The sequence below is a fragment of the Phreatobacter sp. AB_2022a genome, from assembly GCF_026847585.1.
In the GTDB taxonomy this organism is placed as follows: Bacteria; Pseudomonadota; Alphaproteobacteria; order Rhizobiales; family Phreatobacteraceae; genus Phreatobacter.
Window position 1 is genome coordinate 1 of the sequence record NZ_JAPSET010000071.1, and the last position, 22,844, is coordinate 22,844.

At 63.4% G+C, this 22,844-nt stretch carries 19 protein-coding genes and 5 pseudogenes; 8 read left to right on the top strand and 16 right to left on the bottom strand.

Going from position 1 to position 22,844, the window contains the following annotated elements; genetic code table 11:
* The 8 genes and pseudogenes from OZ671_RS32115 to OZ671_RS29770 form a co-directional block, all read right to left on the bottom strand.
* A pseudogene (locus tag OZ671_RS32115) lies at positions 1-566 on the bottom strand (rhomboid family intramembrane serine protease); the annotation flags it as partial.
* 28 nt (positions 567-594) lie between these two features.
* The gene (locus tag OZ671_RS29740; RefSeq protein ID WP_037094077.1) at positions 595-1,155 is read right to left on the bottom strand and encodes an NADH dehydrogenase ubiquinone Fe-S protein 4; all 561 of its coding nucleotides are present in this window, start codon (positions 1,153-1,155) and stop codon (positions 595-597) included.
* Between the two features lies 1 nt (position 1,156).
* Positions 1,157-1,789 (bottom strand): hypothetical protein, encoded by a 633-nt coding sequence (locus OZ671_RS29745; RefSeq protein ID WP_268864071.1) that lies wholly within the window; start codon positions 1,787-1,789, stop codon positions 1,157-1,159.
* 198 nt (positions 1,790-1,987) lie between these two features.
* Positions 1,988-2,635: an HdeD family acid-resistance protein gene (locus tag OZ671_RS29750; RefSeq protein ID WP_268864072.1), complete on the bottom strand. Its 648-nt coding sequence runs from the start codon at positions 2,633-2,635 to the stop codon at positions 1,988-1,990.
* A gap of 26 nt (positions 2,636-2,661) precedes the next feature.
* A complete protein-coding gene (locus OZ671_RS29755; RefSeq protein WP_268864073.1) occupies positions 2,662-3,804 on the bottom strand; it encodes a sigma-70 family RNA polymerase sigma factor in 1,143 nt (380 codons plus the stop codon).
* A 77-nt stretch (positions 3,805-3,881) separates the two neighbouring features.
* Complete coding sequence (locus OZ671_RS29760; RefSeq protein WP_268864074.1) at positions 3,882-6,776, bottom strand: ATP-dependent Clp protease ATP-binding subunit; 2,895 nt, start codon at positions 6,774-6,776, stop codon at positions 3,882-3,884.
* Between the two features lie 63 nt (positions 6,777-6,839).
* Complete coding sequence (ftsH, locus tag OZ671_RS29765; RefSeq protein ID WP_268864075.1) at positions 6,840-8,672, bottom strand: ATP-dependent zinc metalloprotease FtsH; 1,833 nt, start codon at positions 8,670-8,672, stop codon at positions 6,840-6,842.
* Between the two features lie 14 nt (positions 8,673-8,686).
* Positions 8,687-9,118, bottom strand: a complete 432-nt coding sequence (locus OZ671_RS29770; protein ID WP_268864076.1) for a MarR family winged helix-turn-helix transcriptional regulator — start codon at positions 9,116-9,118, stop codon at positions 8,687-8,689.
* Positions 9,119-9,320: 202 nt separating this feature from the next.
* Between OZ671_RS29770 and OZ671_RS29775 the strand changes: the two genes are divergently transcribed.
* The 7 genes from OZ671_RS29775 to OZ671_RS32120 all read left to right on the top strand — a co-directional run bounded on the left by OZ671_RS29775 (position 9,321) and on the right by OZ671_RS32120 (position 14,128).
* Positions 9,321-9,746 (top strand): Hsp20/alpha crystallin family protein, encoded by a 426-nt coding sequence (locus OZ671_RS29775; RefSeq protein WP_268864077.1) that lies wholly within the window; start codon positions 9,321-9,323, stop codon positions 9,744-9,746.
* Between the two features lie 14 nt (positions 9,747-9,760).
* The gene (locus OZ671_RS29780; protein ID WP_268864078.1) at positions 9,761-10,159 is read left to right on the top strand and encodes an Hsp20/alpha crystallin family protein; all 399 of its coding nucleotides are present in this window, start codon (positions 9,761-9,763) and stop codon (positions 10,157-10,159) included.
* Between the two features lie 20 nt (positions 10,160-10,179).
* The gene (locus OZ671_RS29785; protein ID WP_268864079.1) at positions 10,180-10,671 is read left to right on the top strand and encodes an Hsp20/alpha crystallin family protein; all 492 of its coding nucleotides are present in this window, start codon (positions 10,180-10,182) and stop codon (positions 10,669-10,671) included.
* A 163-nt stretch (positions 10,672-10,834) separates the two neighbouring features.
* Entirely contained in the window at positions 10,835-11,278 is a 444-nt protein-coding gene (locus tag OZ671_RS29790; protein WP_442957144.1) for a phosphate-starvation-inducible PsiE family protein, read from the top strand.
* Positions 11,275-12,393, top strand: coding sequence for a S1C family serine protease (locus OZ671_RS29795; RefSeq protein ID WP_166954428.1), 1,119 nt, complete (start codon positions 11,275-11,277; stop codon positions 12,391-12,393). The genes OZ671_RS29790 and OZ671_RS29795 overlap by 4 nt, the downstream gene beginning before the upstream one ends.
* Before the next feature lie 20 nt (positions 12,394-12,413).
* On the top strand, positions 12,414-13,358 hold the full coding sequence (locus OZ671_RS29800) for a zinc metalloprotease HtpX (protein ID WP_268864081.1): 945 nt from the start codon (positions 12,414-12,416) through the stop codon (positions 13,356-13,358).
* A gap of 467 nt (positions 13,359-13,825) precedes the next feature.
* Positions 13,826-14,128 (top strand): transposase, encoded by a 303-nt coding sequence (locus OZ671_RS32120; protein ID WP_442957145.1) that lies wholly within the window; start codon positions 13,826-13,828, stop codon positions 14,126-14,128.
* A gap of 9 nt (positions 14,129-14,137) precedes the next feature.
* On the opposite strand, the pseudogene istB (OZ671_RS29810) reads toward OZ671_RS32120, so the two are convergent.
* A pseudogene (gene istB / locus OZ671_RS29810) lies at positions 14,138-14,981 on the bottom strand (IS21-like element helper ATPase IstB).
* Positions 14,978-15,724, bottom strand: a pseudogene (locus OZ671_RS29815) (IS21 family transposase); the annotation flags it as partial. The pseudogenes istB (OZ671_RS29810) and OZ671_RS29815, both read right to left, overlap by 4 nt.
* Between OZ671_RS29815 and istB (OZ671_RS29820) the strand changes: the two are divergent.
* Positions 15,717-16,445 (top strand): IS21-like element helper ATPase IstB, encoded by a 729-nt coding sequence (istB, locus tag OZ671_RS29820; RefSeq protein WP_268864082.1) that lies wholly within the window; start codon positions 15,717-15,719, stop codon positions 16,443-16,445. The pseudogene OZ671_RS29815 and the gene istB (OZ671_RS29820) overlap by 8 nt on opposite strands.
* Before the next feature lie 216 nt (positions 16,446-16,661).
* On the opposite strand, the gene OZ671_RS29825 is transcribed toward istB (OZ671_RS29820), so the two are convergent.
* The 6 genes and pseudogenes from OZ671_RS29825 to OZ671_RS29850 all read right to left on the bottom strand — a co-directional run.
* Positions 16,662-17,306 carry a hypothetical protein gene (locus tag OZ671_RS29825; protein ID WP_268864083.1) on the bottom strand — a complete coding sequence of 215 codons (645 nt, stop codon included), beginning with the start codon at positions 17,304-17,306 and terminating at the stop codon, positions 16,662-16,664.
* Between the two features lie 66 nt (positions 17,307-17,372).
* The gene (locus OZ671_RS29830; RefSeq protein ID WP_268864086.1) at positions 17,373-17,975 is read right to left on the bottom strand and encodes a DUF1419 domain-containing protein; all 603 of its coding nucleotides are present in this window, start codon (positions 17,973-17,975) and stop codon (positions 17,373-17,375) included.
* 14 nt (positions 17,976-17,989) lie between these two features.
* Positions 17,990-19,111, bottom strand: a pseudogene (locus OZ671_RS29835) (DUF3991 domain-containing protein).
* Between the two features lie 214 nt (positions 19,112-19,325).
* The gene (locus OZ671_RS29840) at positions 19,326-19,505 is read right to left on the bottom strand and encodes a hypothetical protein (RefSeq protein ID WP_268864084.1); all 180 of its coding nucleotides are present in this window, start codon (positions 19,503-19,505) and stop codon (positions 19,326-19,328) included.
* 205 nt (positions 19,506-19,710) lie between these two features.
* A pseudogene (locus OZ671_RS29845) lies at positions 19,711-19,924 on the bottom strand (hypothetical protein); the annotation flags it as partial.
* 63 nt (positions 19,925-19,987) lie between these two features.
* Positions 19,988-22,844: PIN domain-containing protein (locus OZ671_RS29850; protein ID WP_268864085.1), on the bottom strand; the 2,857-nt coding region annotated here is incomplete at its 5' end.

Sequence of the window (22,844 nt, forward strand, 5' to 3'; positions counted from 1 at the left end):
CGACATCAGACCGGGGATGAGCTGCATGACGAACCAGATCATCGCGAACACCAGCGCGCTGATCTCAAAGAACAACGGGATGACCAGGATCGGCACGATCACGACCAGCCGCGCCGCCGGAAACATCCGCGCATAGCACCCGATCACTCCCGCGATCGCGCCTGATGCTCCGAGGGCAGGCACGACCGAGTCGGGGTTGGCGAGGGCATGCGCCAGCCCAGCGGCCAGGCCGCAGAACAGATATAACGGTGCGAACCGCACCGGCCCTAGCCGATCTTCGACGGCGGGGCCGAAGACCAGAGCGTCCACATGTTCAAGATGAGATGCAGGCAGCCCCCGTGCAGGAAGATGTTGGTCAGGAACGGGGTCCAGTCGGACGGGGCGACGAGGCGGAGCTGACCGAAGACGCGCGACGGCACCAGCGCGAAGTCGAACAGGAACCGGTTGAACGCACGCGGCGGCAGGCCGCTCTGGTAGAGGAAAGCGAGAAGGCTGATCCCGACGACTGACCAGACGGCCACGGGGGCATCTGCGAGCAACGGTATCGGCCCATGGAAACATCTCATTTCCCCGAGCGCATGCAGCTGGCCGTCATCACGTCGTCTTTCTTGCAATTGTCACACCCGTCCACGCCGGAGGATCAGAGGCGGGGAAGGATTCGAGCGAGGCTTCGAGGACCGGATCGAAACTCTCCCTGTCGCTGGTAGACGGGTCGGCCGTGCTCTCATGCTGGACGCCTCTTGAGAGGCGGCGATCGGGGCGGAACGGGACCCGGAAGGCTCCCGGGGCATCGACGCCCCTGTGCAACCGGTGGCGCGTCTCACCCGCCCAAGGGTTCGCCATCCGGGCTCCCCCAGCGTCCTCGCGCACGACATAATGCCAGTCCTGCCGCTCTGCGAAGTCCACGGCGCTGTCGCGATCCGGAAACTTCAGCCGGATCGGACGATAGGGATCGCCGCTGGACGTGTATCCCATCAGCGGCTCGATCTGCGGCGGCCGGGACGGCTCGAACTCGAGGACCCAGTAGTTGGGCCGAGGCGCCGATGTCATCGCGGAACGGGCAGGACGGTAGATGATTGCCGTCGGCACGTCCCAGGATGGCAGATCGGTTCCGGGAATTTTCGGCGGGAATGGTGGGCGATTATGGCCGCGCATATCAGTTCTCCCGGGTGCCGGTGGATACGAGAAGGTGACGTTCGAGATCGTCGAGTTTTTCCATTCGCCTCGAATTCAGGCGAACGGCGCGTTCGGTGTTCTGCGAAGGAAAGGCAGCAGCGTGCAGGACGTCCGACCGCATCGCTATCGTGAGATCGGCGACGGCATTCATCACGCCCTCTCCGTCCCCGTCCGAGAGCGTGCCGTTAGTAAAACCGGACTGCAAGCTCTCCAGTACCTGCTCGAAGCTGGACACGACCCCTGCACTCGCGACCACAGCCAGCTTGTGGCTGAGAACACGCAGTTCATCGATCAGCTTCGCATCGTGCCTTGCGGTTTCCACGATCTCTGCGACCTTCTCGATGCAGGCCATGTAAATGTCGCATTGCTGCTGGAGGATGATGACCCTTCCTTCCTTGCGAAGCTCGAGATCGGTCTGGCGATTGAGAAGCGCCGCGGTCAGAATGATCGTCACGACAGCGCCGAGGAAGATGAGCGTCATCTCCTGCGCGAAAGGCAGTATGTCTTCGGCAAGATACATCGAACGAAAAACGAAAACGATGCCGATGCCCAAGGCAGCGGCCGCAGCAGCAAATGCCAAGTTAGGTAGGCGGTTGACATCAGCACCTCGCATATTCGGTGTCAGGTGGCATGCACGGCTTTGCATCGGCGTCCGGCGCCTCTGCGTCCCGGTGCCGCGGGAAGATTGGCGTCGGACCGCTGCCGAACGGATTGAAGCCGGTGCTCAGGCAACGGTCGAAGATCGTTTCGTCCCATCGGGTTAAATCGTGCTCCTCGCCGGCAAGTCGCCAGTCATCCACCACAGGGCACCTCACGCCTTTGCCGTTGGGGGAGCGTTATCGAAGGCCGCACCGTCCGAACGATCCGCCTTGCGAAGCCGTAGCCCGAAGAGGATCATCATCACCCCGAAGACCGCGGCGTAGAAGCCGATCAGCCAGCCGAGCGCGAGGAAGCTTTCGACCGGGCGCGTCAGCAGCATCCAGGTCACGACGACACCGAGAACGACCGAGAGAAGGCCGCTTAGGATCAGCCAGATTTCGCCGTTGATTTCCTTTCGCAGGCGGATCGCTGCCGCGATCTCGAGGGCACCCGAGAACACGGACCAGAAGGCAATACTGGCCCAAAGGAATGTCGCAAGCACAAGCGTCGCGACAAAAGGCGAGACAACCACGACGACGCCCGTGGCGATGCCCAGAATGCCGCTGAACATCAGCCAGCCCCAGCGTTCGCCCTTGCGGATGTTATGTATCGCGGCGACGAGGCCGAACACGCCGTCGGCAAAGGCGAACGCGCCGAAGACCAGCGTGAGCGCCAGAAGCGATTGCGCAGGCATGACGAAGGCTAGCACTGCGATGATCAATGCGAGCACGCCGCGTAACACGAATGCCCACCAATTCCGGGACAGGCTGCACAGCATGTCCTGCATCTTGTCGGTCGGGTTTTCAGAGGCTGTGGTCATTGGTCGATCTCCTATTCAGTTTCATGTCAGGTGTCGGAGCCGGCCTCCTCGCCGGTTAGGGCGGCGGCCAAGCGGCGGCGATCCTCGATCGGCTGAGGCAAACGCTGCGTGTGAGCGATTTCCCGTTGGATGGGCGCGCGGCCTGATGGATCTCTGACCAACCCGGCTTCGGCAAACCTCGCGCGTAGTGTCGCGCCCGCATTTTCTGCGATCTCGGCGACCTCTGTCTCGGTCAGGCCGAAAAGGTCTGCCGTCTCCGCGATCGTGGCGTCTTCCAGGTACATCCGATACAGGACGCGGCGCTCGACCGGAGCAAGATCTGCGATAGCCCGGTGCAGTGCCATGGCGATCTTATGACGATCCACTTCGGTCTCGGGGTCTGTGCCGCCGTCGTCGGCGATGAGGTCCTCCAGCATCAGCACTTCGTCGGGCTGGTAGAACTCGAGCATCGCCTGATCCGCCTCGGTCGGATCCTCCGCCGGGGCCTCGGGTTCCGCCTCGATGGAGGCGGCATCCTCAGGCACGGCGCGGCGGGCGGCGCGGGATTCTTCCTCGATGGTCTCAAAAGCCAGCCGTTTCAGCCAGTCGCCGACGGAAAACTCCGAAGGCCGATCCTCGAAGCGGGCCAGCCCCTTGAGGATCGTCGCATCGACGATATCGCGAACGCTCAGGTAGCCAGCCGGCACAGACCCGCTACACTCGAGATAGTTCAACTCGCGCCTGACGGTATCGTAGACCGTATCGAGATGATCCTCGATCAGGTCAAAGAAGAGCTGGCGCCGGTCCGCTTCCGCCGCATCCCGCGCGGGCGGCAGCGGGGCGCCGATCCGGCGCCGGCGGGCGGGACGCTTGTATTCAGGCTCGTGCTTGAGGCGCCCCACATGCCGATCGACCTGGTGGCGCAGGTCGGCAAAGGCCTTGCGCAGGACAGGCTCGATCTCGAATCCCTCTTCCCGCGCCACGATCACGCCCGACGGCAGTTGCAGGCGCAGGCTGACTTTGATGCGCTTCTTGCCCCTCGTCTGCGAGGCAACGACTTCGAGCCGGACCAGATCCTCGCGAAAGCGCGCAAGGTGCGGTTCAAGTTGCCGCACCTCTTCCTCGATGACCTCAGGCGCGCGCTGTTGGCCGTGCCGGTCGAGATTGCGGAATGATCTAATGACATTCATGCCTTGGACCTTCCTATAACTCTCCGAAGAGATGGTCCGGCGCGACCGATATCCCGCCGGGCCAGTCTTTTGCGCTGTCACTCGGCGGACTTGTCGTCCTTGGACTGCACCTCATCCCCACCGCTGGGCGTCGGAGCGCCCGCCTTGTTTTCGGCAACTGCGCTGGACTCGCCGATCCCGGCTTGGGCCGGATCGTCCGGGCTGTCGTCACCGGTGTCCCTTGCGATCTTTTCGAACACGACCTTCTGTTCGTCCGCTGACCAGGCGACGCGGACCTTGTCGCCATCCTCGATCCGCCCCGAGAGCAGTTCGCGAGCCAACTCGGTCTCCAGCTCCGACCGGATCAGCCGGCGTAGCTCGCGGGCACCGAATTCGGGACGGAAGCCGACCGCGCCAAAGTGATCCACGACGCTCACATCGAGTTCGAGTTCGACGCCCTGGGTAAGGGCGGTCCGCTTCACCCGGTTGAGCTGCAACTCGACGATCTGGCGGATCTCCGACTGATTCAGCGAATGAAAGACGATGATCTCGTCTATCCGGTTGATGAACTCTGGCCGGAAATGACCGCGCAACACCTCCATCAGTTCGGATTTCTGCTTGGCCTCGTCGAACTCCTTGGTGCCGCGCTTCTTGAGGTTGCGCTGGATGATGTCCGAACCGAGGTTCGACGTGGCGATGATGATGGTGTTGGTGAAGTCCACCACGCGCCCCTTGCCGTCGGTCAGCCGACCGTCGTCGAACACCTGCAACAGAATGTTGTAGACATCCGGGTGCGCCTTCTCGATCTCGTCGAGCAGCACGACCGAGTAGGGCCGACGGCGCACCTTCTCGGTCAGTTGCCCGCCTTCGTCGTATCCGACGTAGCCGGGAGGCGCGCCCACCAGCCGGGCGACCGAGTGGCGCTCGCCATACTCGGACATGTCGATGCGGATGATTGCGTCCTGATCGCCAAAGATTACTTCGGCGAGCGTCTTGGCCAGTTCCGTCTTGCCAACCCCGGTCGGCCCGAGGAAGAGGAATGTCGCGGTCGGGCCGCGTCCCTCGCGCAGTCCTGCGCGCGCCAGGCGCACCGCATCCGCCACGGCGCGGATGGCCTCTTCCTGGCCGATGACGCGCTCGTGCAGCTTCTCCTCGAGCTTCAGGAGCTTGTCCTTCTCCTCGGCGGTCAGCTCCGTGACCGGAACACCGGTGATCTTGGAGACGATCTGCGCGACATGATCGGCGCGCACCTCGGCGGTGGCGGAGGCCTGGTCGCGCTTCCAAATCTCCAGAAGCTCGTCCAGTTCCTTCTGCTTCTGTTCGAGTTCCTTCTTCAATTCCGCTGCCCGGTCGAATTGCTTGCGGGCTGCGGCATAGTCCTGCTCGCGCTTGATCTGCGCGACCTCGGCCTCTAGCTCCTGGACGTCCACGGGGCGCGCTGTGGCGCTGATCTTCACACGTGCGGCGGCCTGATCGATCAGGTCAATCGCTTTGTCAGGCATGAAGCGGCCAGTGATGTAGCGGTCCGAAAGCTCGGCCGCCGCGACGATGGCCTCGTCGGTGATCGTCACCTTGTGGTGCGCCTCCAGCGTGTCGCGCAGACCCCGCAGGATCATGATGACCTGAGCGACCGTGGGTTCCTCGACATAGACCGGCTGGAAGCGGCGTTCGAGTGCTGCGTCCTTCTCGATATATTTCTGGTACTCGTTGAGCGTCGTTGCACCGATCAGGTTCAGCTCGCCCCGCGCCAGCGCCGGCTTGAAGGTGTTGGCGATGTCGAGACCGCCTTCGCCGCCGCCCTGGCCGGCGCCGACGATGGTATGGATCTCGTCGATGAACAGGATCAGACTGTCCTTCTCCTCGGTGATCTCCTTGAGGATCTTCTGCACCCGCTCCTCGAACTCGCCCCGATACTTCGACCCGGCCACCATTGAGTTGATGTTGAGCTCCACGAGCCGCTTGTCGCGCAGGGCCTCGGGCACCTCGCCCGCGACGATCCGTTGTGCGAGCCCCTCGACGATGGCGGTCTTGCCCACGCCGGGCTCGCCGATCAGCACCGGATTGTTCTTTTTCCGGCGGGCGAGCACTTCGATCGTCGTCTCGATCTCGCGGGCGCGGCCGATGACGGGGTCGAGCTTGCCCTCGCGGGCGAGCTTCGTCAGGTCACGGCTGAACTGGTCCAGATCGGGCGTGCTGGAAGGCGCCTCCACGCGGCCCTCCTCGGCACCCTTGCCCACGACCTTGGTCACCTGCTGGCGCAGCGCCTGCGGCGTCAATCCGTATTTGCGCAGGATCGACGCGGCCAGGCCTTCACCTTCCTCGGCAAGGCCGATCAGCAGGTGCTCGGGACCGACATAGGAATGGCCGAGTTCGTTCGAGGCGATGAAGGCCCGGTTCAGCGCGTCCTTCAGGCGAGGACTGACGCCGATTTCGCCCTCCGTCCTGGCCTCTCCACGCTTCGCTTCCTTCTCAACCTGGCGCCGCAGATCGTCCACATCGACCTTGAACTGTTCCAGGATCGTTTTGACGACGTCGGACGAGGTCAGTGCCAGAAGCAGATGTTCGGTATCGACCTCGCTGCGCCCGAACTCTCCGGCCTTCTGTGCGGCATCCTGCAACAGCTTGTTGCCCTGTTCGCTCAGCCGGTCAGCGATGGTGCGTCCGCCGCCGCGCCGCGATCCACGCCGCGGCGCACCCTCACCGAAAGTGGCCTCGACGACATCGTCATCGCCGTCACCCATGGAGCCGAGCGTGCCGCCCCGCAGCGGGCTGTCACCAAAGAGGCTGCCGAATCCGCTGTCGCCGAAGAACTCGTCAAAAAGGGAATGCCGCCCGAACAGGGACTCCAGCGGCGAGGCGCTGCGGCCCGACCGGCGCACCATCTCGCGGTAATGCTGGTCGCAAAGCTCCATGTTCTGAATCCTGCCGTTCACCGAGGCGCGCACGCGCGCCGTCGCCGGGCGACCGCAAATATCGCAAGCTCCGTTTGCCATTTTCCCTCTCCGTTTCTTTATCCAGTCAGGGTTGTCCGCCGATCATCTGCGCCAGTGACAGTGTCACGCAGCGACGGCTTCCGTTCTTTTCACCTTGGACCCAATTGCCACCAGATCGGGCTCGTCCAGGGTCTCCCGTTGCAGGAGATCCTGCGCCGATTGCTCAAGAAGATCCCGATTGGTTTCGAGAAGGGCGAGGGTGCGCTTGAACACGCCATCCACGATGTCGCGCACCTTCGCGTCCATCCGCTCGGCCGTGGCGTCGCTGAAGCGGCGGTTCAGCCACGACGACGGGTCGCCGGTGCCGAGAAAACCGGGTCGATCGGTATCGTAGCTGACATGCCCGAGGTCTTCGTCCATCCCGTACCGAGCGACCATTGCGCGGGCGATATCGGTGGCCTTGACCAGATCGTCGGCCGCCCCCGTCGAGAGGTGATCGTAGATGATCTTCTCGGCCGCGCGCCCGCCGAGCAGCACGGCGATCTTGTTCTCGAGTTCCTCCCGCGTCATCAGAAAGCGGTCCTCGGTCGGGCGCTGGATAGTGTAGCCGAGCGCGCCAATTCCGCGCGGGATGATCGAGACCTTGTGCACCGGGTCCACCCCCGGCAGAGCCATCGCCACCAGCGCGTGCCCCATCTCGTGATGCGCCACGATCTCGCGTTCGCGCGGATTGAGCACGCGGTTCTTCTTTTCCAACCCTGCGATGATGCGCTCGACGGCATTGTTGAAGTCGTCCATCGTCACCGCATCCGCCTTGCGGCGCGTGGCGAGCAATGCTGCCTCGTTGACGAGATTGGCGAGGTCCGCCCCGGAAAAGCCGGGAGTAAGCGCTGCGACCTTCTCGGCATCGACGTCCGGGGCGAGCTTCACCTTTTTCATGTGAACGCCGAGAATCTGCACACGTCCCTTCTTATCCGGCCGATCCACCAGCACCTGCCGGTCGAAGCGTCCCGCACGCAGCAGCGCGGGGTCGAGGATCTCTGGTCGGTTGGTGGCGGCCAGGAGCACGATGCCCACCGAAGGGTCGAAGCCGTCGAGCTCGGTCAGAAGCTGGTTCAGCGTCTGCTCACGCTCATCGTGGCCGCCAGCGATCTGGCCGGAGGAGCGCGCCCGCCCGAGAGCGTCGAGTTCGTCGATGAAGATGATCGCCGGCGCGGATTTCCGGGCCTGCTCGAACAGGTCGCGCACCCGTGCGGCACCGACGCCCACGAACATCTCGACGAACTCCGATCCCGAGATCGAAAAGAAGGTCACGCCCGCCTCACCCGCCACCGCGCGCGCGAGAAGCGTCTTGCCGGTGCCCGGGGGCCCGACGAGCAATATACCTTTGGGGATATGTGCGCCCAGCTTTCCGTATTCGGCCGGGTTCCTGAGGAACTCCACGACCTCCTCCAACTCGGCCTTGGCCTCGTCCACGCCGGCCACGTCAGCGAAACTGACGCCGGTTTCCTTTTCCATGTAGACCTTGGCCTTGCTGCGGCCGACCTGCATGAAACCTCCGAAGCCCTGCCTCTCGGCGAACTTGCGGAACAGCAGCATCCAGATTCCGAAGAAGACGAGCGCTGGCGCCACCCAGGAAATTAGAGTGCCGAGCAGCGTGTTTTGCGGAACCCCAGCAATCTCGACACCTGACCGGTCTATCCGCTCTAGAATTGCGGGATTCACGACGGTCGTCACGAACCGCTTCTTGCCGTCGACCGGTTCGACGAAAGTGCCTGTGATAGTGTCTGACCCGACCGCGACAGAAGAGATTTTTCTATCTTCGAGATACTTCTCGAACTGACTGTAGCTGATTGGAGCGACGGATTGCCAGCCGGCGATCAGGTTCTGGATGAAAAGCACGGCTACGAAAGCCACCACCCAGTACCAGATGTTGTATTCGGTCTTCTTTTCCATGCCGCGCGTCCCTTTCACTGGCGCCCGAGCCGCGCCCTGATCCGCTCGAGCAGCGCCAGCAGGATGCGCCTTTCGTCTGCCGACAGATCCTGCAGGATTTCATGTTCGAGCGCCAATTGCCGCGGCGCGAGTTCCTCCAGCATTGCCCCGGCCTTCGACGTTGCGGTGACGGTCTGCGACCGCCTGTCGTCGGGCGAGGGCGACCGCTCGACCCAGCCGCCCCGGACCATGCGATCGACGAGCTGGCCCGCAGTCGCCGGGCCGACCTCAAGCCGGTCGGCCAGATCGCCGATGGTCAGCCCGGGCGCATCCTCGAGATGCGCCGCCGCTATCCACGACAGGCGGGTCAGGCCGCTGTCGCGGATGTCTTTGTCGATCCGCTGCTGGATGAGGTGCGCGACCCGGTGGATCGTCGTCCCGATCAGCGCTATGTCCGAAGAGATCATGGATATCCTTCCTCCGGTTGCATGAGACACAGAATAGACCGCACTCCATCCAAAGTGCAATGCATGCATCATATATGCTTGCATAATAAATAGAACCACCTATCTTGATGGGCGGCCTCCGAACCCACATCCGGCCGGCACCGTTGCCCGGTCCCTCCATGCCGTCGGTTCGGGGGCATCGATCAGCAACAGGAGGCCAGCAATGCTCTACCCGACATGTCTGCGCCGCAGCGATCCCTTTGCGCTGATGCGCTCCATGATGCGCGATCCCGACCGCGGTTTCTGGCCGCCGGCCCGCGCGGCGTTCCCGGCGGGGAATGTCTGGCAAGTCCCTGAGGCCGTTGCAGTCACCGCTGAACTTCCCGGCATCGAACCGGGCGACATTGAAATTTCGGTCAAGGACAACGTCCTGACGCTTTCGGGCGAACGCAAGGCGCCCGAGGTTCCCGACGGTGCGCGCTGGCACCGCAACGAACGCGTTTACGGCAGGTTTTCCCGCACTATCCGCCTGCCGTTCGCGGCCTCGGATGACAAGGTCGAGGCGAGGATGACGAACGGCGTATTGCGGATCGTCATCTCCCGGCCCGAGGAAGAAAAGCCGAAGAAAATCGAGATCAAGGCAGCCTGAGAGGAGCTGGAACGATGAGCACCGACATCACGCAGGCCACCGAAAAGACACCGACCGACTCGCCCGAGACCACCGGCGGCGGACGCATCTACCGCCCGTTGACCGATATCGTCGAGACCGATCAGGGTGTCTCCATGATGCTTGAAATGCCTGGGGTCGCCGCCGATGCGGTCGAGATCACGCTCGAAAATCGTGTGTTGACGATCCGCGGCAAGATTGACCCGGTGCGGCCGGAAAACCTCGAACTTGCCTATGCCGAATATGGCGAGGGCGATTTCGAGCGTGCCTTCACGCTTTCCGAGGACTTCGACCCCAACAGGATCGAAGCCGAGATGCGTGGAGGTGTCCTCACCCTGACGCTCCCCCGAGCCCCTGAAGCGCAGCCGAAAAAGATCGCCGTCAAGGGCGCCTGAAAACCGAAGGAGACCATATCATGCAGATCAAAGACCTCATCCCCTGGGCGCGCAAGGACGGCGCGCCAGATGCCAAGAGCAGCCAAGACAACCCGATCGCGACGCTCCAGCGCGAAATGAACCATGTGTTCGAGAACTTCTGGAACCGTGTCGGTCATTTCGAATGGCCCTTTGGCAGCGGCGAAGCGAAATCCGACGTGGTCGAGACCGACAAGGCGATCGAAGTATCGATCGAGCTGCCGGGCATGGAGATGAAGGACATCGAGGTGACGGTCAACGATGACATGTTGATTGTGAAGGGGGAGAAGAAGATCGAGCGCCAGGTGGAGAAGAAGGGGTATTACCTGTCCGAGCGCAGCTACGGCGCGATCTACCGGACAATTCCGCTCCCTCCCGGTGTGGATGGCGAAAAGGCGCAGGCATCCTTCAAGAACGGGGTTCTGACGATCAAGCTGCCCCAGACTCCCGAGGCGCAGGCGAAGGTCAAGCGCATCGAGGTCAAGAACGGCTGATTTGCCACATTGGGTGTCGCTGGTTTACGGCGTCCCCTCCGCTCCTTGCGATATCGCACCGTCTGGAGAAGCCCTGGGGAGCTTGTCTCTCCGGGGCGGCCTTCGAGAGGCAATCATGAAAGACTTGCAACGATCCGGGCTGACCCGTGAACAATGGTCGGCGATGACGCTCTACGAGAAGTTCGAGCAAGGTGTCATCTTCGTCCTCAGCGTCATCATTGCGGCGATCGTCGTGGCGTCGGTCTGGGCGCTGATGCGCGAAGTCGTGAACCGCCTGGTTCTGGGGGCATTCGACACGCTCGATTACGCCACCTTCCAGGTGGTGTTCGGCATGATCTTCACCGTGGTGATCGCGCTCGAGTTCAAGCGCTCCCTTCTTGTTGCGACCGAACGCAGCTTCGGGATCCTCCAAGTCCGCACGATCGTGCTGATCGCGCTTCTCGCCATCGCGCGCAAATTCATCATCCTGGACCTCGGCGAGACGGAGCCGGCAAAGATTGCCGCACTCGCGGGCGCGGCTCTTGCACTGGGCGCTGTCCACTGGCTGGTGCGCGATCAGGACCGGCGCGAACAGCTCCCTACTGAAAATGCGGATGGCGGTCAATGAACCGAACCTTTTTCATTCGACTTATTTCGGCAACCTCTGCCGCACTCCTTATCATAATTGTGTGGCAGAGCTTTCCTATCATTCAGAGCGTTGTGCTGGGTCGGTTTGCCGAACCGCGCGCCGTCGCTCCGCGCGGCGACTTGGCGGCGTTCGAACAAAGCACCATCACGGTTTTCAATGCCGCTCGAGACAGTGTCGTCTTCATCACGACGGCCGAGCGTGTAGTGGATCCCTGGACCCGGAACGCCTATGACGTTCCGCGCGGGAACGGTTCAGGATTCGTCTGGGACCAACTCGGTCATGTGGTAACGAACAACCATGTTATCGCTGGTGCAAGCCGGGCAGTCGTCAGGTTGGCTGATGGCCGTGCCTTCGCCGCGCGTCTGGTGGGGCGCGCACCCGAGCACGACCTGGCAGTCCTGCACATCGGTGTTGGTGCGGGTCGACCACCGCCGATACCCATCGGAGCCAGCAACGATCTACGTGTCGGTCAAAGCGTGTTCGCCATCGGCAATCCGTTCGGCCTCGACTGGACGATGACGACCGGAATTGTCTCGGCCCTTGGCCGCGAATTGCCGGGCGAAAACGGTCTCCCGATACGGGGCCTGATCCAGACGGACGCGGCAATCAACCCCGGAAACTCCGGTGGCCCTCTGATCGACAGCGCGGGGCGTCTGATCGGCGTCAATACGGCCATTTTCAGTCCATCCGGCGGCAGTGCGGGAATCGGCTTTGCGGTTCCCGTCGATACGGTCAACCGGGTGGTGCCACAGCTCATCGCTCGCGGCAGCTATGCACCACCACGACTCGGCATCTTATTCGATCCCAGGGTCGACGCGATGCTCGCGCAGGATGGCTCCTCCGGCGTCCCGGTCCTCGGAGTCGATCCTGACGGCCCCGCTGCCCGTGCGGGACTGGTGCCCGCCCGCATTAGCGGCGATGGGCTCATTGTAGTCGGCGACCGGATAATCGGCCTTGGAGCGACTAGAGTTGATGAAGCGGCTGACCTGATCACAGCGCTCGAAGCGCATCGCCCCGGGGATCAGGTTGAATTGCACATCCGGCGCGGCGATCAGCGCAAGAGCCTCAAGATCACACTCGGCGAACCGCGATAGGAGCGCGATAGGAGCCGGAAATGCCCGCTGTCTCGACGAGGCATCGATTTATCAATCTCGTCCAATCCGCGCTCTTGCTTGGCCTTATGGCGATGATCGCCTGGGTGTCCATGACAGCGGTCGTCGGCGCGGAGGTCGGGCTGCTGCTTGCCTTCGGAATGGTTGCGGGTCTGATATTTGTCCCCAATCTGCCGCAAGACTTCTTGCTGTCCGCATATCAGGCGGAGCGCATAACGGGACGTGATGCGCCCGGCCTTGTCGCAGGAATAGCGGAACTTGCGCGACGTGCCGATTTGCCGCGCGCGCCGAAGCTCTATCGCGTATCGAGCCCGTTGCCGAACGCCTTCGCGATGGGCAGTCCGGAAGACAGTACAATCTGCGTCACCGATGGACTGCTTCAACTCCTCGACGGTCGCGAACTCGTCGGCGTCCTGGCTCACGAAGTTGGCCACATCGCGAACCGCGACCTGTGGATCATGGGATTGGCAGATATGATGTCACGGTTGGTTTCCATCGCGAGTTGGCTTGGACAATTCCTGCTGCTCCTCAACCTACCTCTTATTTTCGCGGGCGCGGTCTATGTTCCGTGGCATATCGTGGCGCTTCTCATCTTCGCGCCCACCTTGATGGCGCTCGTGCAGCTCGGCCTGTCGCGCACCCGCGAGTATGACGCAGATCGCGCGGCGGCGGAGCTGACCGGCGACCCGGAGGGTCTCATGAGAGCGCTGAGCAAACTCGAACGCCGTGTCGGAAGGTTCTGGGAAGAAATTTTTCTTCCCGGCCGACGCATTCCGGAGCCTTCGTTGCTCAGGACCCATCCCCCGACCGAAAGCCGAATCCGCCGCCTCCGGGACCTGATCACGGGTAGCACGACCCCGATCCCCGCCCTTGTCGGCTACCCGACCGCAAGGATACCGCTGGGAGGCACACCGCCTCGGTTCCATCGCCTTGGGCTCTACTGGTAGGCTTGCTGGGAGCTGGATCACCCAGGAGAAGGGCGACCCGTCAGAAGACAGGTCGTCCAGAGAAGGTTGGATCCCAGCCCCGTCCCCTCCGCCAAATATTCCATTATATTATTGATCTTATTGGATATTTTCTGACGCTTCACTCGAAGCGCGCAGACTGACCCACAAATGTTCTGCTGCTGCGAATTCGCTCCGTACGCATCCGGCGAAGGCCGCCTTGCGGGATCTGAGGCAAATCGTTGAGCACTGTCGGTATGGACAGCCATACGCACAGTGCCTTCGGGCGACTTGAGATCGTCGAGACCGGGCGTCGCCGTCGTTGGACGGATGAGGAGAAGCGTCGGATCGTGCTGGAGAGCAGTAAGCGGAGCTTTTCCCCCACCTTCCTGGGATGACGCCCATCAACGATCTTTTGGCCTCGAGGGCGGTTAAGGGACCTGATGATGTCTGGACATGATGTGCTGATGATGCCTGGGTCGCCCCGTGTTGAGGTGTTCACGGGGAGCCACCGCCGTCGCCGATGGAGTGACGAGCAGAAGGCCGCGATCGTTGCCGAGAGCTATGAGACGAGCGTCGGCGAGGCGTCTGCGCGTCACGGCCTGTCGAAGGCACAGCTGTTCAACTGGCGCCGTGAGGCGCGTGGGTTGGATGTACCGCGACGATCTGGATGGGAAGCGCGCGACGATCAGGATGAGAAGCCTGTGTCGCGGACAGTTGGAGGATGCCCGCGTCGATTGACGCGGGCAAGGGCCTTTCGATCCGCTGATTGACGCGCGGCGTCACTCTGCTGCGGTCTTGATTGTCGCGCGGATCGGCGGTCGTCCTGGGCCACGTTTGCGTTCCATTGCGACGCGCCGTCTGTAGCTCTCCACGTTCATTTCGATGATGGTGGCGTGGTGAACGAGGCGATCGACGGCGGCGAGGGTCATGGCAGGATCGGGGAAGATCTTGTTCCATTCGCCAAAGGGCTGGTTTGCGGTGATCAGCATGGATCTGCGCTCGTATCGCGCACTGATCAGTTCGAAGAGCACGGATGTATCGGCCTGATCCTTGGTGACGTAGGCAAGGTCGTCGAGGATCAGCAGGTCGAAGCGGTCCAGCTTGCGGATCGCGGCTTCAAGTCCCAGTTCGCGGCGTGCCAGCTGCAGGCGCTGGACGAGGTCGGTGGTCCGGGTGAAGAGCACGCGCCAGCCATTCTCGACGAGCGCAAGGCCGATGCCGGCAGCGAGATGGCTTTTGCCGCCGCCGGGCGGACCAAAGAGCAAGAGGTTGGCGCCCTGGGCTAGCCACGCATCGCCTGCGGCAAGCGCCATGACCTGCGCTTTGGAGATGACCGGTGCGGCCTCGAAGTCGAAGCCGTCAAGCGTCTTGCCGGGCGGTAGCCTGGCTTCACCAAGGTAGGTGTCGCTCCATGCGGCGACGATCACGCTCGGCAATTTCTTGCTCCGCGATTGCCGCGAGGAAGCGGGCGGCAGGCCAGCCCTCCCTGTCGGCTCTTTCCGCGAAGCTGGTCCATACAGTTTTGATCGTGGGCAGGCGCAACTCATTCAGCATCACACTGAGGCGGGCAGCATCGATGGGCGCCGATGCCGGCAGATCGCGGACGTCGTTATGGGCGGTCATGCGGCTTCTCCCACGACGTCGGCGCTAATGAGCATTTCGTAGCAATCGAGCGATCCCAGCTTGACCTCGACCAGAGGGATGCTGCCGGGATCGGGACCGAACCTGGCCCGAAGCGCCGCAAGGTCAGGCAGGCATCTGGCTTCTCGGGCTTCGTCGAGGCAAAGGGCAAGCTCGGCCTCGCATGCCCGGTCATGGGCAAGAGCCAGAAGGTCGACCATCAGCCGCGCCGCCTGACGTTCCGGCAAAGCCTCCATCAGTTGCTCGTAAGTGCGCCTATACGCTTCACGCGGGAAGAGGCGGTCACGGTAGACGAGGTTGATGAGCGCCATCGGCTTACGGCGCAGCGCGTGGATCACATGGTGGTAGCTGACGACCTGATCGTGGCGACCCTCTGCCGAGGGTCGGCCGCGCGGCAATGTCATCAGCGGCGAGGCTCCGAGGAAGACCTCGAGGCGATCGTCAAAGAGCCGAACCCTCAGCCGATGGCCGATCAGGCGCGAAGGCACGGTGTAGAACACCTTGCGCAATCTGAAGCCGCCGGCCGACGTGACGCGCCCGCTCACCATCTCGTGGTCGCAGGAGCGACGCGGTGGCAGCGGCTGCAGGTGAGGCCGCTCACCATCAATGCGCGCCCGATTGCGGGCATTGCGACGGCCTACGATCTCCTCGACGAAGCGGCGATACTCCTCAAGCGTGCCGAAGGACGCCGACCCGCGTAGAAGCAGCGCGTCGCCAATGGCGCGCCACGAACTGTTCGACCTGATGGGGGAGTTGAAGCTCTACGGCATGAGGGGCGCCTACGATGAGGTGATGGCCGCTGGCATCAAGCGCCAACACGAGCCACCCCGGATCGTCGGTGACCTTCTGACCGCCGAGATCAACGAGAAGACGCCTCGATCGATCAAATACCAGATGACGATCGCCAAACTCCCCCTTGCCAAGGACCTCGGCGACTTCGTCTTTGACGGTTCACCGGTCAATGAGACGCTGGTGCGGGACCTTGCGACCGGGGCGTTCCTCGACGCCCAGCGCAATGCGGTCCTGATCGGCGGAACCGGGACCGGCAAGACCCATCTTGCGATTGCCATCGCCAGGTCGTGCATCCGTGCCGGCGCCCGGGGCCGCTTCTTCAACACGGTCGATCTGGTGAACCGGCTCGAGAGCGAAGCCCGCAACGGCCGGCAAAGCCGGACCGCAGACCTCCTGACCCGAATGGACCTCGTCGTCCTCGACGAACTCGCCTACCTGCCGTTTGCGCAGGCTGGAGGCCAATTGCTCTTCCACCTCATCAGCCGGCTCTATGAGCGAACCTCGGTGACCGTGACCACAAACCTCGCCTTCGGCGAATGGCCCTCCGTCTTTGGTGATGCCAAAATGACGACCGCGCTGCTCGATCGCCTCACGCATCACTGCGAGATCATCGAAACCGGAAATGAGAGCTGGCGCTTCAAAAGCCGCGCCTGATCAGTCCACCGCGACTATTGCCCTATCGACCCGCGGTCGCCCCGACTGCGCAATCCCGACCAGCTGCGTCGGGGCGTCCGCTACCGGACTGCGGGGGGGGTCAACTTTGGACGCCGAAAAGGGGTCAACTTTGGACGCCGATTGACACGACATCGCCCATCGAGCCAGCTCGACGGGTTCGATGATCGCGATGGTGGGAAAGGTTCGGGTGGCCGATCAGCCGCCGTCGGCTCCGACCAGTCGGTCGAGGTGCTCGATCAGCGCCCCGGCGTGCTGATGCTCGCTCAGCCAGCGCGCGATCAGCAGGAGCAGCGTGAAACTATCCCAGCCGGCGGCGGCGGCCGTCGCCTCGAGGTGGCGGCGGGTCTCAAGACCGTCGTCATCCTCGGTGTCCGGCGGATGGGGTTGCTCGCGCATATCCTCGAGCATGTCGCTGGTCGATCGATATTGGATCGCATCCGTGGTGATCCGCATGATCGCGCCGCCCCAGCCATCAGGCCTCATTCGCGAGCAGGTCCAGGCCGAGGTGGCGACGATCTCCTCGAGCGTCGGCGAGCGGCGCACGATGTCCTGGAGAATTCGTTCCCAGCCGCCGTCGGCCTCGGTGAGATCGATGTCGATCTCATCCGGCGGATCGCCGCCGTCAGACCCTGCATCGTGGCGCGCCAGCAAAGTTCTGGCCTGCGCGCCGATCGTGCTGTCGCCGACCGCGACCGACGCCTCGGATGCCGCCCGCAATTCGTCGACCGGCAGGGTGACGATCTGGCTCGGCCCGCACCACGAATGGAAATAGACCAGCCCGGTGGCGTCGGTCTCTTCGTCGAAGCAGAGGCCGAGAATAAGCCGCTCCAGCGGCGTCATCGCGCCGGTGGGTATGAACGGCGTGACGACGGTCGGGGAATGATAGTCCGCCATGGCGCCCTCCCCTCAAGCCGCAATGGTATCGGGCAGGTAGCGCAGATGGACCGGCAGCTTCACCGAGACCTCCTCCTCGGTGAGCTGGCCGAGCAGCTTGAAGTCGCGGGCCTGCCATGCCGCGCACATCATGACGATCCGCTGGCCGCGCTGTACCAGCGGGAAACGCCAATCCGCATAGCCGCGATAGTCGTCGTGGGTGCTCGACCAGATGTGCTCGAGCCGCTCCTCGCGGGTCATGGCCCGGACCGGCCGGGATTCGCGCTCAATGATCGCGTCGCGCAGCCGCTCTGGCTCGCCTCGCACGGCCAGGTCACAATAGCCGTGGAAGCACCGCAGATGATCGTCGATCTTTAACGAGAAGAAGACGCTCGTGATGTTGTCGGTGAGGAACTCGCGCATCGCGAACATGCCGGGACGCATCCACAGCGGCGGCAGGACGTCGACCATATAGTCGTGCTCGACATGGCCGATCTCGAACCACTCGCCCCTGAACAGGGCGCTGTCGTCTGCCTGCCAGGGGTTCGGGCGCTGGGCATGCCGGTCGAACATGCGGAACATGGTCCTGCGATCGGCGACACCCTGATAGACCTTACGGATCGGAGAGACGGGAATCATGGCGGGCTCCTTCAGCCTCGTCGGGCTGGAGCGCGGCTCACCTCTCGGCGGTTGCCATCACCTTCAGCCCTTCTGACCCCTCCTCCGCAGCCGCCTCTCCGTCCGTCCGGGTCAAGGGCCGCGGCACGCGGGCGAAGCCTCCCTTGACGCGGCCGGCGGGCATGCGGCAGCCGGGATTCCCTCCTCCCGTGTTCGCCCTTCTCCTCTCTTGCCGCTCGGCCGGGTCGTCAGCGCGTGCGCTGCAGGGCGGCCTTCAGCTCGTCGTTCCAATCGTCATGCGGGGCGCGCAGGCGGTCGTACTCCGCGCCCGCTTCCATCGCGATCGCGCGGATACGGTCGCCGAAGACGTCGCCTTGCAGGTTGCTGTCGGTCGCCGCGACGAGGCGCGTGCCAGCCTTGGCCGCGATGGCGCGGATCGCGGCTTCGGTCGCCGGCGACCAGCCTCCGCCTGTGCTAACATAGGCTGAGCCATGGCGCAGGCCCTCGATCGCAGCTAGGCTCATCGCGTCGATCGCGGCCTCGGTGACGCACAGGCGGCCGGGCCGGGCCCCGCCGAGACGAAACAGGACCTTCGCCCCGCCGGTCGAGAAGCCGCGCCATTCCGGTCCGCGCTCTTCCTAGCCAACGACGGCGCCGGCCGCGTCGGTATGCGCCGCCCACATGCTGCCATAGGGACCCTCGCGCAGCAGGTCCTCGTCGACCGCCTCCTGGATGATGTGGTCGGGCAGGGCGCGCGTCTCGGCGAGATAGCGCCAAGTCGGCGAGCGGGGCCGCAGTCTCAGCCGCCCGTTCCAGCGGCGGGTGAGCGAGACGGCCGGCTTGTCGCGTGCCGGGCGTTTTCATGCCGGCTGCGCCGGTGTGAAGCCGACAAGATCGGCAACCTGCTGCAAGGCATCGGCGAAACCGTCCGCGCCGAGATGCTCGGCGAGGGTGAACACGTCGCCCTTCGCCTCCGACATCGGGTCGAACCAGCCGCGCCCGTCATGGATGACGATGACGATCTCGCCATCGCCGCGGCGGTGCTTCACCGCCTTGCGGGTGCTCTCCTTCAGGTCGACCGCGAACCCGGCCTTTTCCAGGACGGCCGCGCAGAGAACCCTCCCCCGCAGCTCCTCAGTATCCTTTTTCTCCATGACGCCCTACGCCGAACCTGCCATCCTGGCGTTGTCCAGCCCTTTCTTGGGTTGGCTTCGCTTTTCCCCGCAATCCGGGGACGGGTCCCACCGGCCGCGAAGCCTGCCGGGCGCAAGGGCGCGCCCGCAAGCCGTAGGATTTGGGGGGTCACGAGCGCGGCGAAGCCTCCCTTGCGCCCGGCTGGGCGCAAGCGGCAGGCGCTATCCACCCGGCTCAACGAGCCGGGCTCCAGGGATCGAACTCGTGGATGACTTCGAGGTCGTCGGCATCGTCGATGTCCGCCGTCGGCAGGACGCCATACTCGCCGCTCGCCCGGAAGAGCGTGACCGGCACCATCAGAGTGCGCGCGAGGTTCCAGGCATGGTTCTGTGCGAGATCGAGATTGTGCGACATCTGCGGCTCCTGTCTTCGGGAGCGGGACCGTCCCGCTCGACAGGCGACCGATGTGTCTGGGATAGGCCGCGATCACCGCGCAGGGCACAGCCCAAGCGGCCGCAGCTTGCTAGCGGACCCCGTGCGGGTTGATCGTGGAAGGCCCGAGCCCGGACCAAAGGAGAGCCCCATTCGAGAGTGGGTAGTCCCGTCACGCCAATGTGCAAGGCGTCGGCGAACCCCTCGGCGCCGAGGTGCTCGGCGAGCGTGAACACATCGCCTTTGGCCCGCGAGAGGGGATCGAACCAGCCGCGGCCGGCGTGGATAACGATCACGATCTCGCCATCCCCGCGGCGGTACTTCACCGCCTTGCGGGTGCTCTCCTTCAGGTCGACCGCGAACCCGGCCTTTTCTAGGACGGCCGCGCAGAGAAGCCTGATGGGTGAAGACCTTTCAGAGCTTCAACTCTGCCGACAGCCCGGCCCGAAGGGAGACGTCCCAACTCATCTCCGACGGCTTTTGTGCCGAGCACGTTTTTTCTTCGGCGGCGGAATAGACTTGACCTTCGGACGCCCCTCTCGTCCCGCTCGCAATCGGTTCGCGGCAGCTTCAATCTCGCCAATGGCGGCCGAAAATTCCCCAGCAGGAAGGAAATGACCCCTGACCCATCCATCGATGTAGCGCCGAACGGCCGGCGAAGAACCACGTCTTAGGAACGCAAGAACAATTGCCCACTGTGCCGACCTGAAGCGAACAAGCCGATCTAGGATCGCGCCCGCCGCCTGCATGCAACCTAGATCGAACTGCCCAAGCTCGTGCCAAAGGCGGTTGAGAAACTCGTTCGATACCTCGATATGCGATCGAAGATCGGCGTTCTGCGTCCCGATGAAGGCCGCAACGGCCTTGAAGTTGTCCGACCAGTGTTCCGCGTCCTCACGGACAACCGCGAGCATGGTCTCGGCAGTGAGAGCCAGATGCCCGTGGCGGCGCCAAGCGAGTTTGATTACGAGATCGACATAACGACGATGGTCGATCGCCGCAGTCTCAAGCGCGAACGAGAAAACCGCCTGCAGCCATATGCCCTTCGCAGCGCAGGCGGCTTCGGCGAACTGGCGATAGTACATGTCCTCGGAGAGGAGCAGATGTTCCGCGCCCGCCAGATTTGCGGCATCCAGAACATGGCTGCCGAATGATTGGGTCATCAAGACGGCAATGTCGGTCGGATTGTCCGGGGCGACGACAGGGCGAACCTCGCAGGCAGCCTCGATCCGCGTGAGTTGCTCGACGATGTAGTCGCGCCGCGTGGCAATCTCCTCTGCCGTATGCTCCTGCCTGATGTACTGGCCATCGTGCCAGGTCATCGTCATCGAGCGCGGCGCGGTGGCTTCCTGCTCCTCCCGAAGCGTCTTGATCTCATCGATCACAGTCTGGGGCACGATCGGCCTACCGAAGACCGCTTCAAGCACGTCGAAAGCGTCCATGGTGGATACTGTCCAGGCCGCGTAGGCGTCGAGCACGAGGCCCGCCTTCCGGTGAGCCTCGATCAAACCACGGGCGGCCAAGCGTTCGGGTTCCGTGCCGAGACAGGTCCGAATGTCGAAGTCAAGAAAACGGATGTATTCGACAAAGCGGATTGAATCGCGCTCGCCCTTGGACGTGACGAAGCTGATCGGGCAATTGTGCTTCAGATAGAGATCGGCGCGATTGCGATTGCTTTCGGCAACGCGACGAACCTGCTCCAGCGCCGGCTGGATATCACCATCCTGCATGGTGATGGTGTAGAAGCCCTTCGCGTCAGGAAACCGGTTCTCGAAGTTCTCCATGACATCGTGGAGGGCATGGAGATATTTGTGCTTGATCTCGGCGACACGCCACCGCCGCGTCCCGCCGAACGCTACAGGCAACTCGAATTCATCGCCTACCCGAAGCCCGAGCGCTGCCGCCGCAATCGGATGGGTCGGGCTGACAACGTCATCTGCCGGGCGATCCGCACCTTCCTCAATAAGGAAGGCGTGACGTTCATGCCGGTCACCCTCGAGTCGCACCCAGGTATCGGCGGCAACGACCGCCGTTGGCGGGATCAGATCAACGTCGGGATCCATCACGATCAGCCCGAAATAGCGCAGGACGGCCTTCTGATCGTTGCGAGCCGATTGCAGGACCTCATAGGCGTATTGGAGCGCCTTCGGCCCCTGAGCGATCTTGCGCATCACTTGGGCCAAGAACATCTTCTGGGCCGGCGATCCCTTCGCCGTCGCCAGATCGATCCCATCGACGAGCGCCTTCACCTCGTCGCCGCGATCAAGGCGGTGCAGGACCGAAAACAAGGTGATGTAGTTTTCGAGATCGGGCTTGGCTTCCGTCGCCTTTCGCAGGGCGGCTTCAGCTTCGTTCAATGCTCCGCGATTGAAGTGCAGCAAACCTTCCGCTTGCAGGTAGTAGGGAAGCTCCCGCATTGTCGCGGGCAGTCGGGCGAAGAAGGAAAGCGCACGCTGGCGGATCGGGCTGTCGTTGACGAAGGCGCGGGCGAGCATCCGCAGTTCACTGCTGTCGTGGTCTTCGGCGATCCTGCCATCCAGCAGATCGACGACGATCCCGGCGTCGCCGCGACGATTGGCGTGATGGGCGACCATCAACCGGTCGGCCGCATGGCTATTGTCGTCGATCTGCTTCAGGGCGGCCTCAAATGCTGCGTCCGCGATGTCTTCCAGGTCTTCTCGTCGGGCGAAGTCGGCGACGACGATACCGGCGCGGGGATCGCGGGCGGCGTCCGCGGCAACGATCACGATCTGTCGACGGCGTTCTTCTCGATCCTCGACGCCGATCTTGATCGCCGCCAGCCTCGCGGTGGTCGAGATGATCGGTTCCTCGGTCGAGGGGATCAACGCCGCGTTGTTCTCGAGCAGCGCAACGACTTTCGGCCAGTCGGCCCGCGACGCATGATAGCGGAATTTGAGCACGAGGCTGTCGGCAGTCGCCGGAAGCTTCGGAAGAAGCTCGCCTGCAAATGTATCGTCGCCGGCCTCGACCCCGACCATGGCCGCTCTAACCAGAATATCATGATCGTCCGGAGCAAGAGCGAGGCCTTGCCGCGCGACCTCGACAGCTCTGGCGAACTCGTCGAGCGCCGCCAGGCCCACCACGACGTTGCCGCAGAGCGCAGCGTCTTCCGGCCTTAGGGGACCGTCTGTCTCACGCTCCCGATCCCAGTGCGACGCCAACGTAGCCGTCGCTGCCTCCAGCTTTCGCCGTTCCGGCAATGAGAGAACGCGCATGCGTTGGAAGCTTGGACTGGTCAGGATTTCGTCGAGATCCGCTTCCGCCGCGAACTGAACGGCATGGTTCTCGTTGGGATGCATG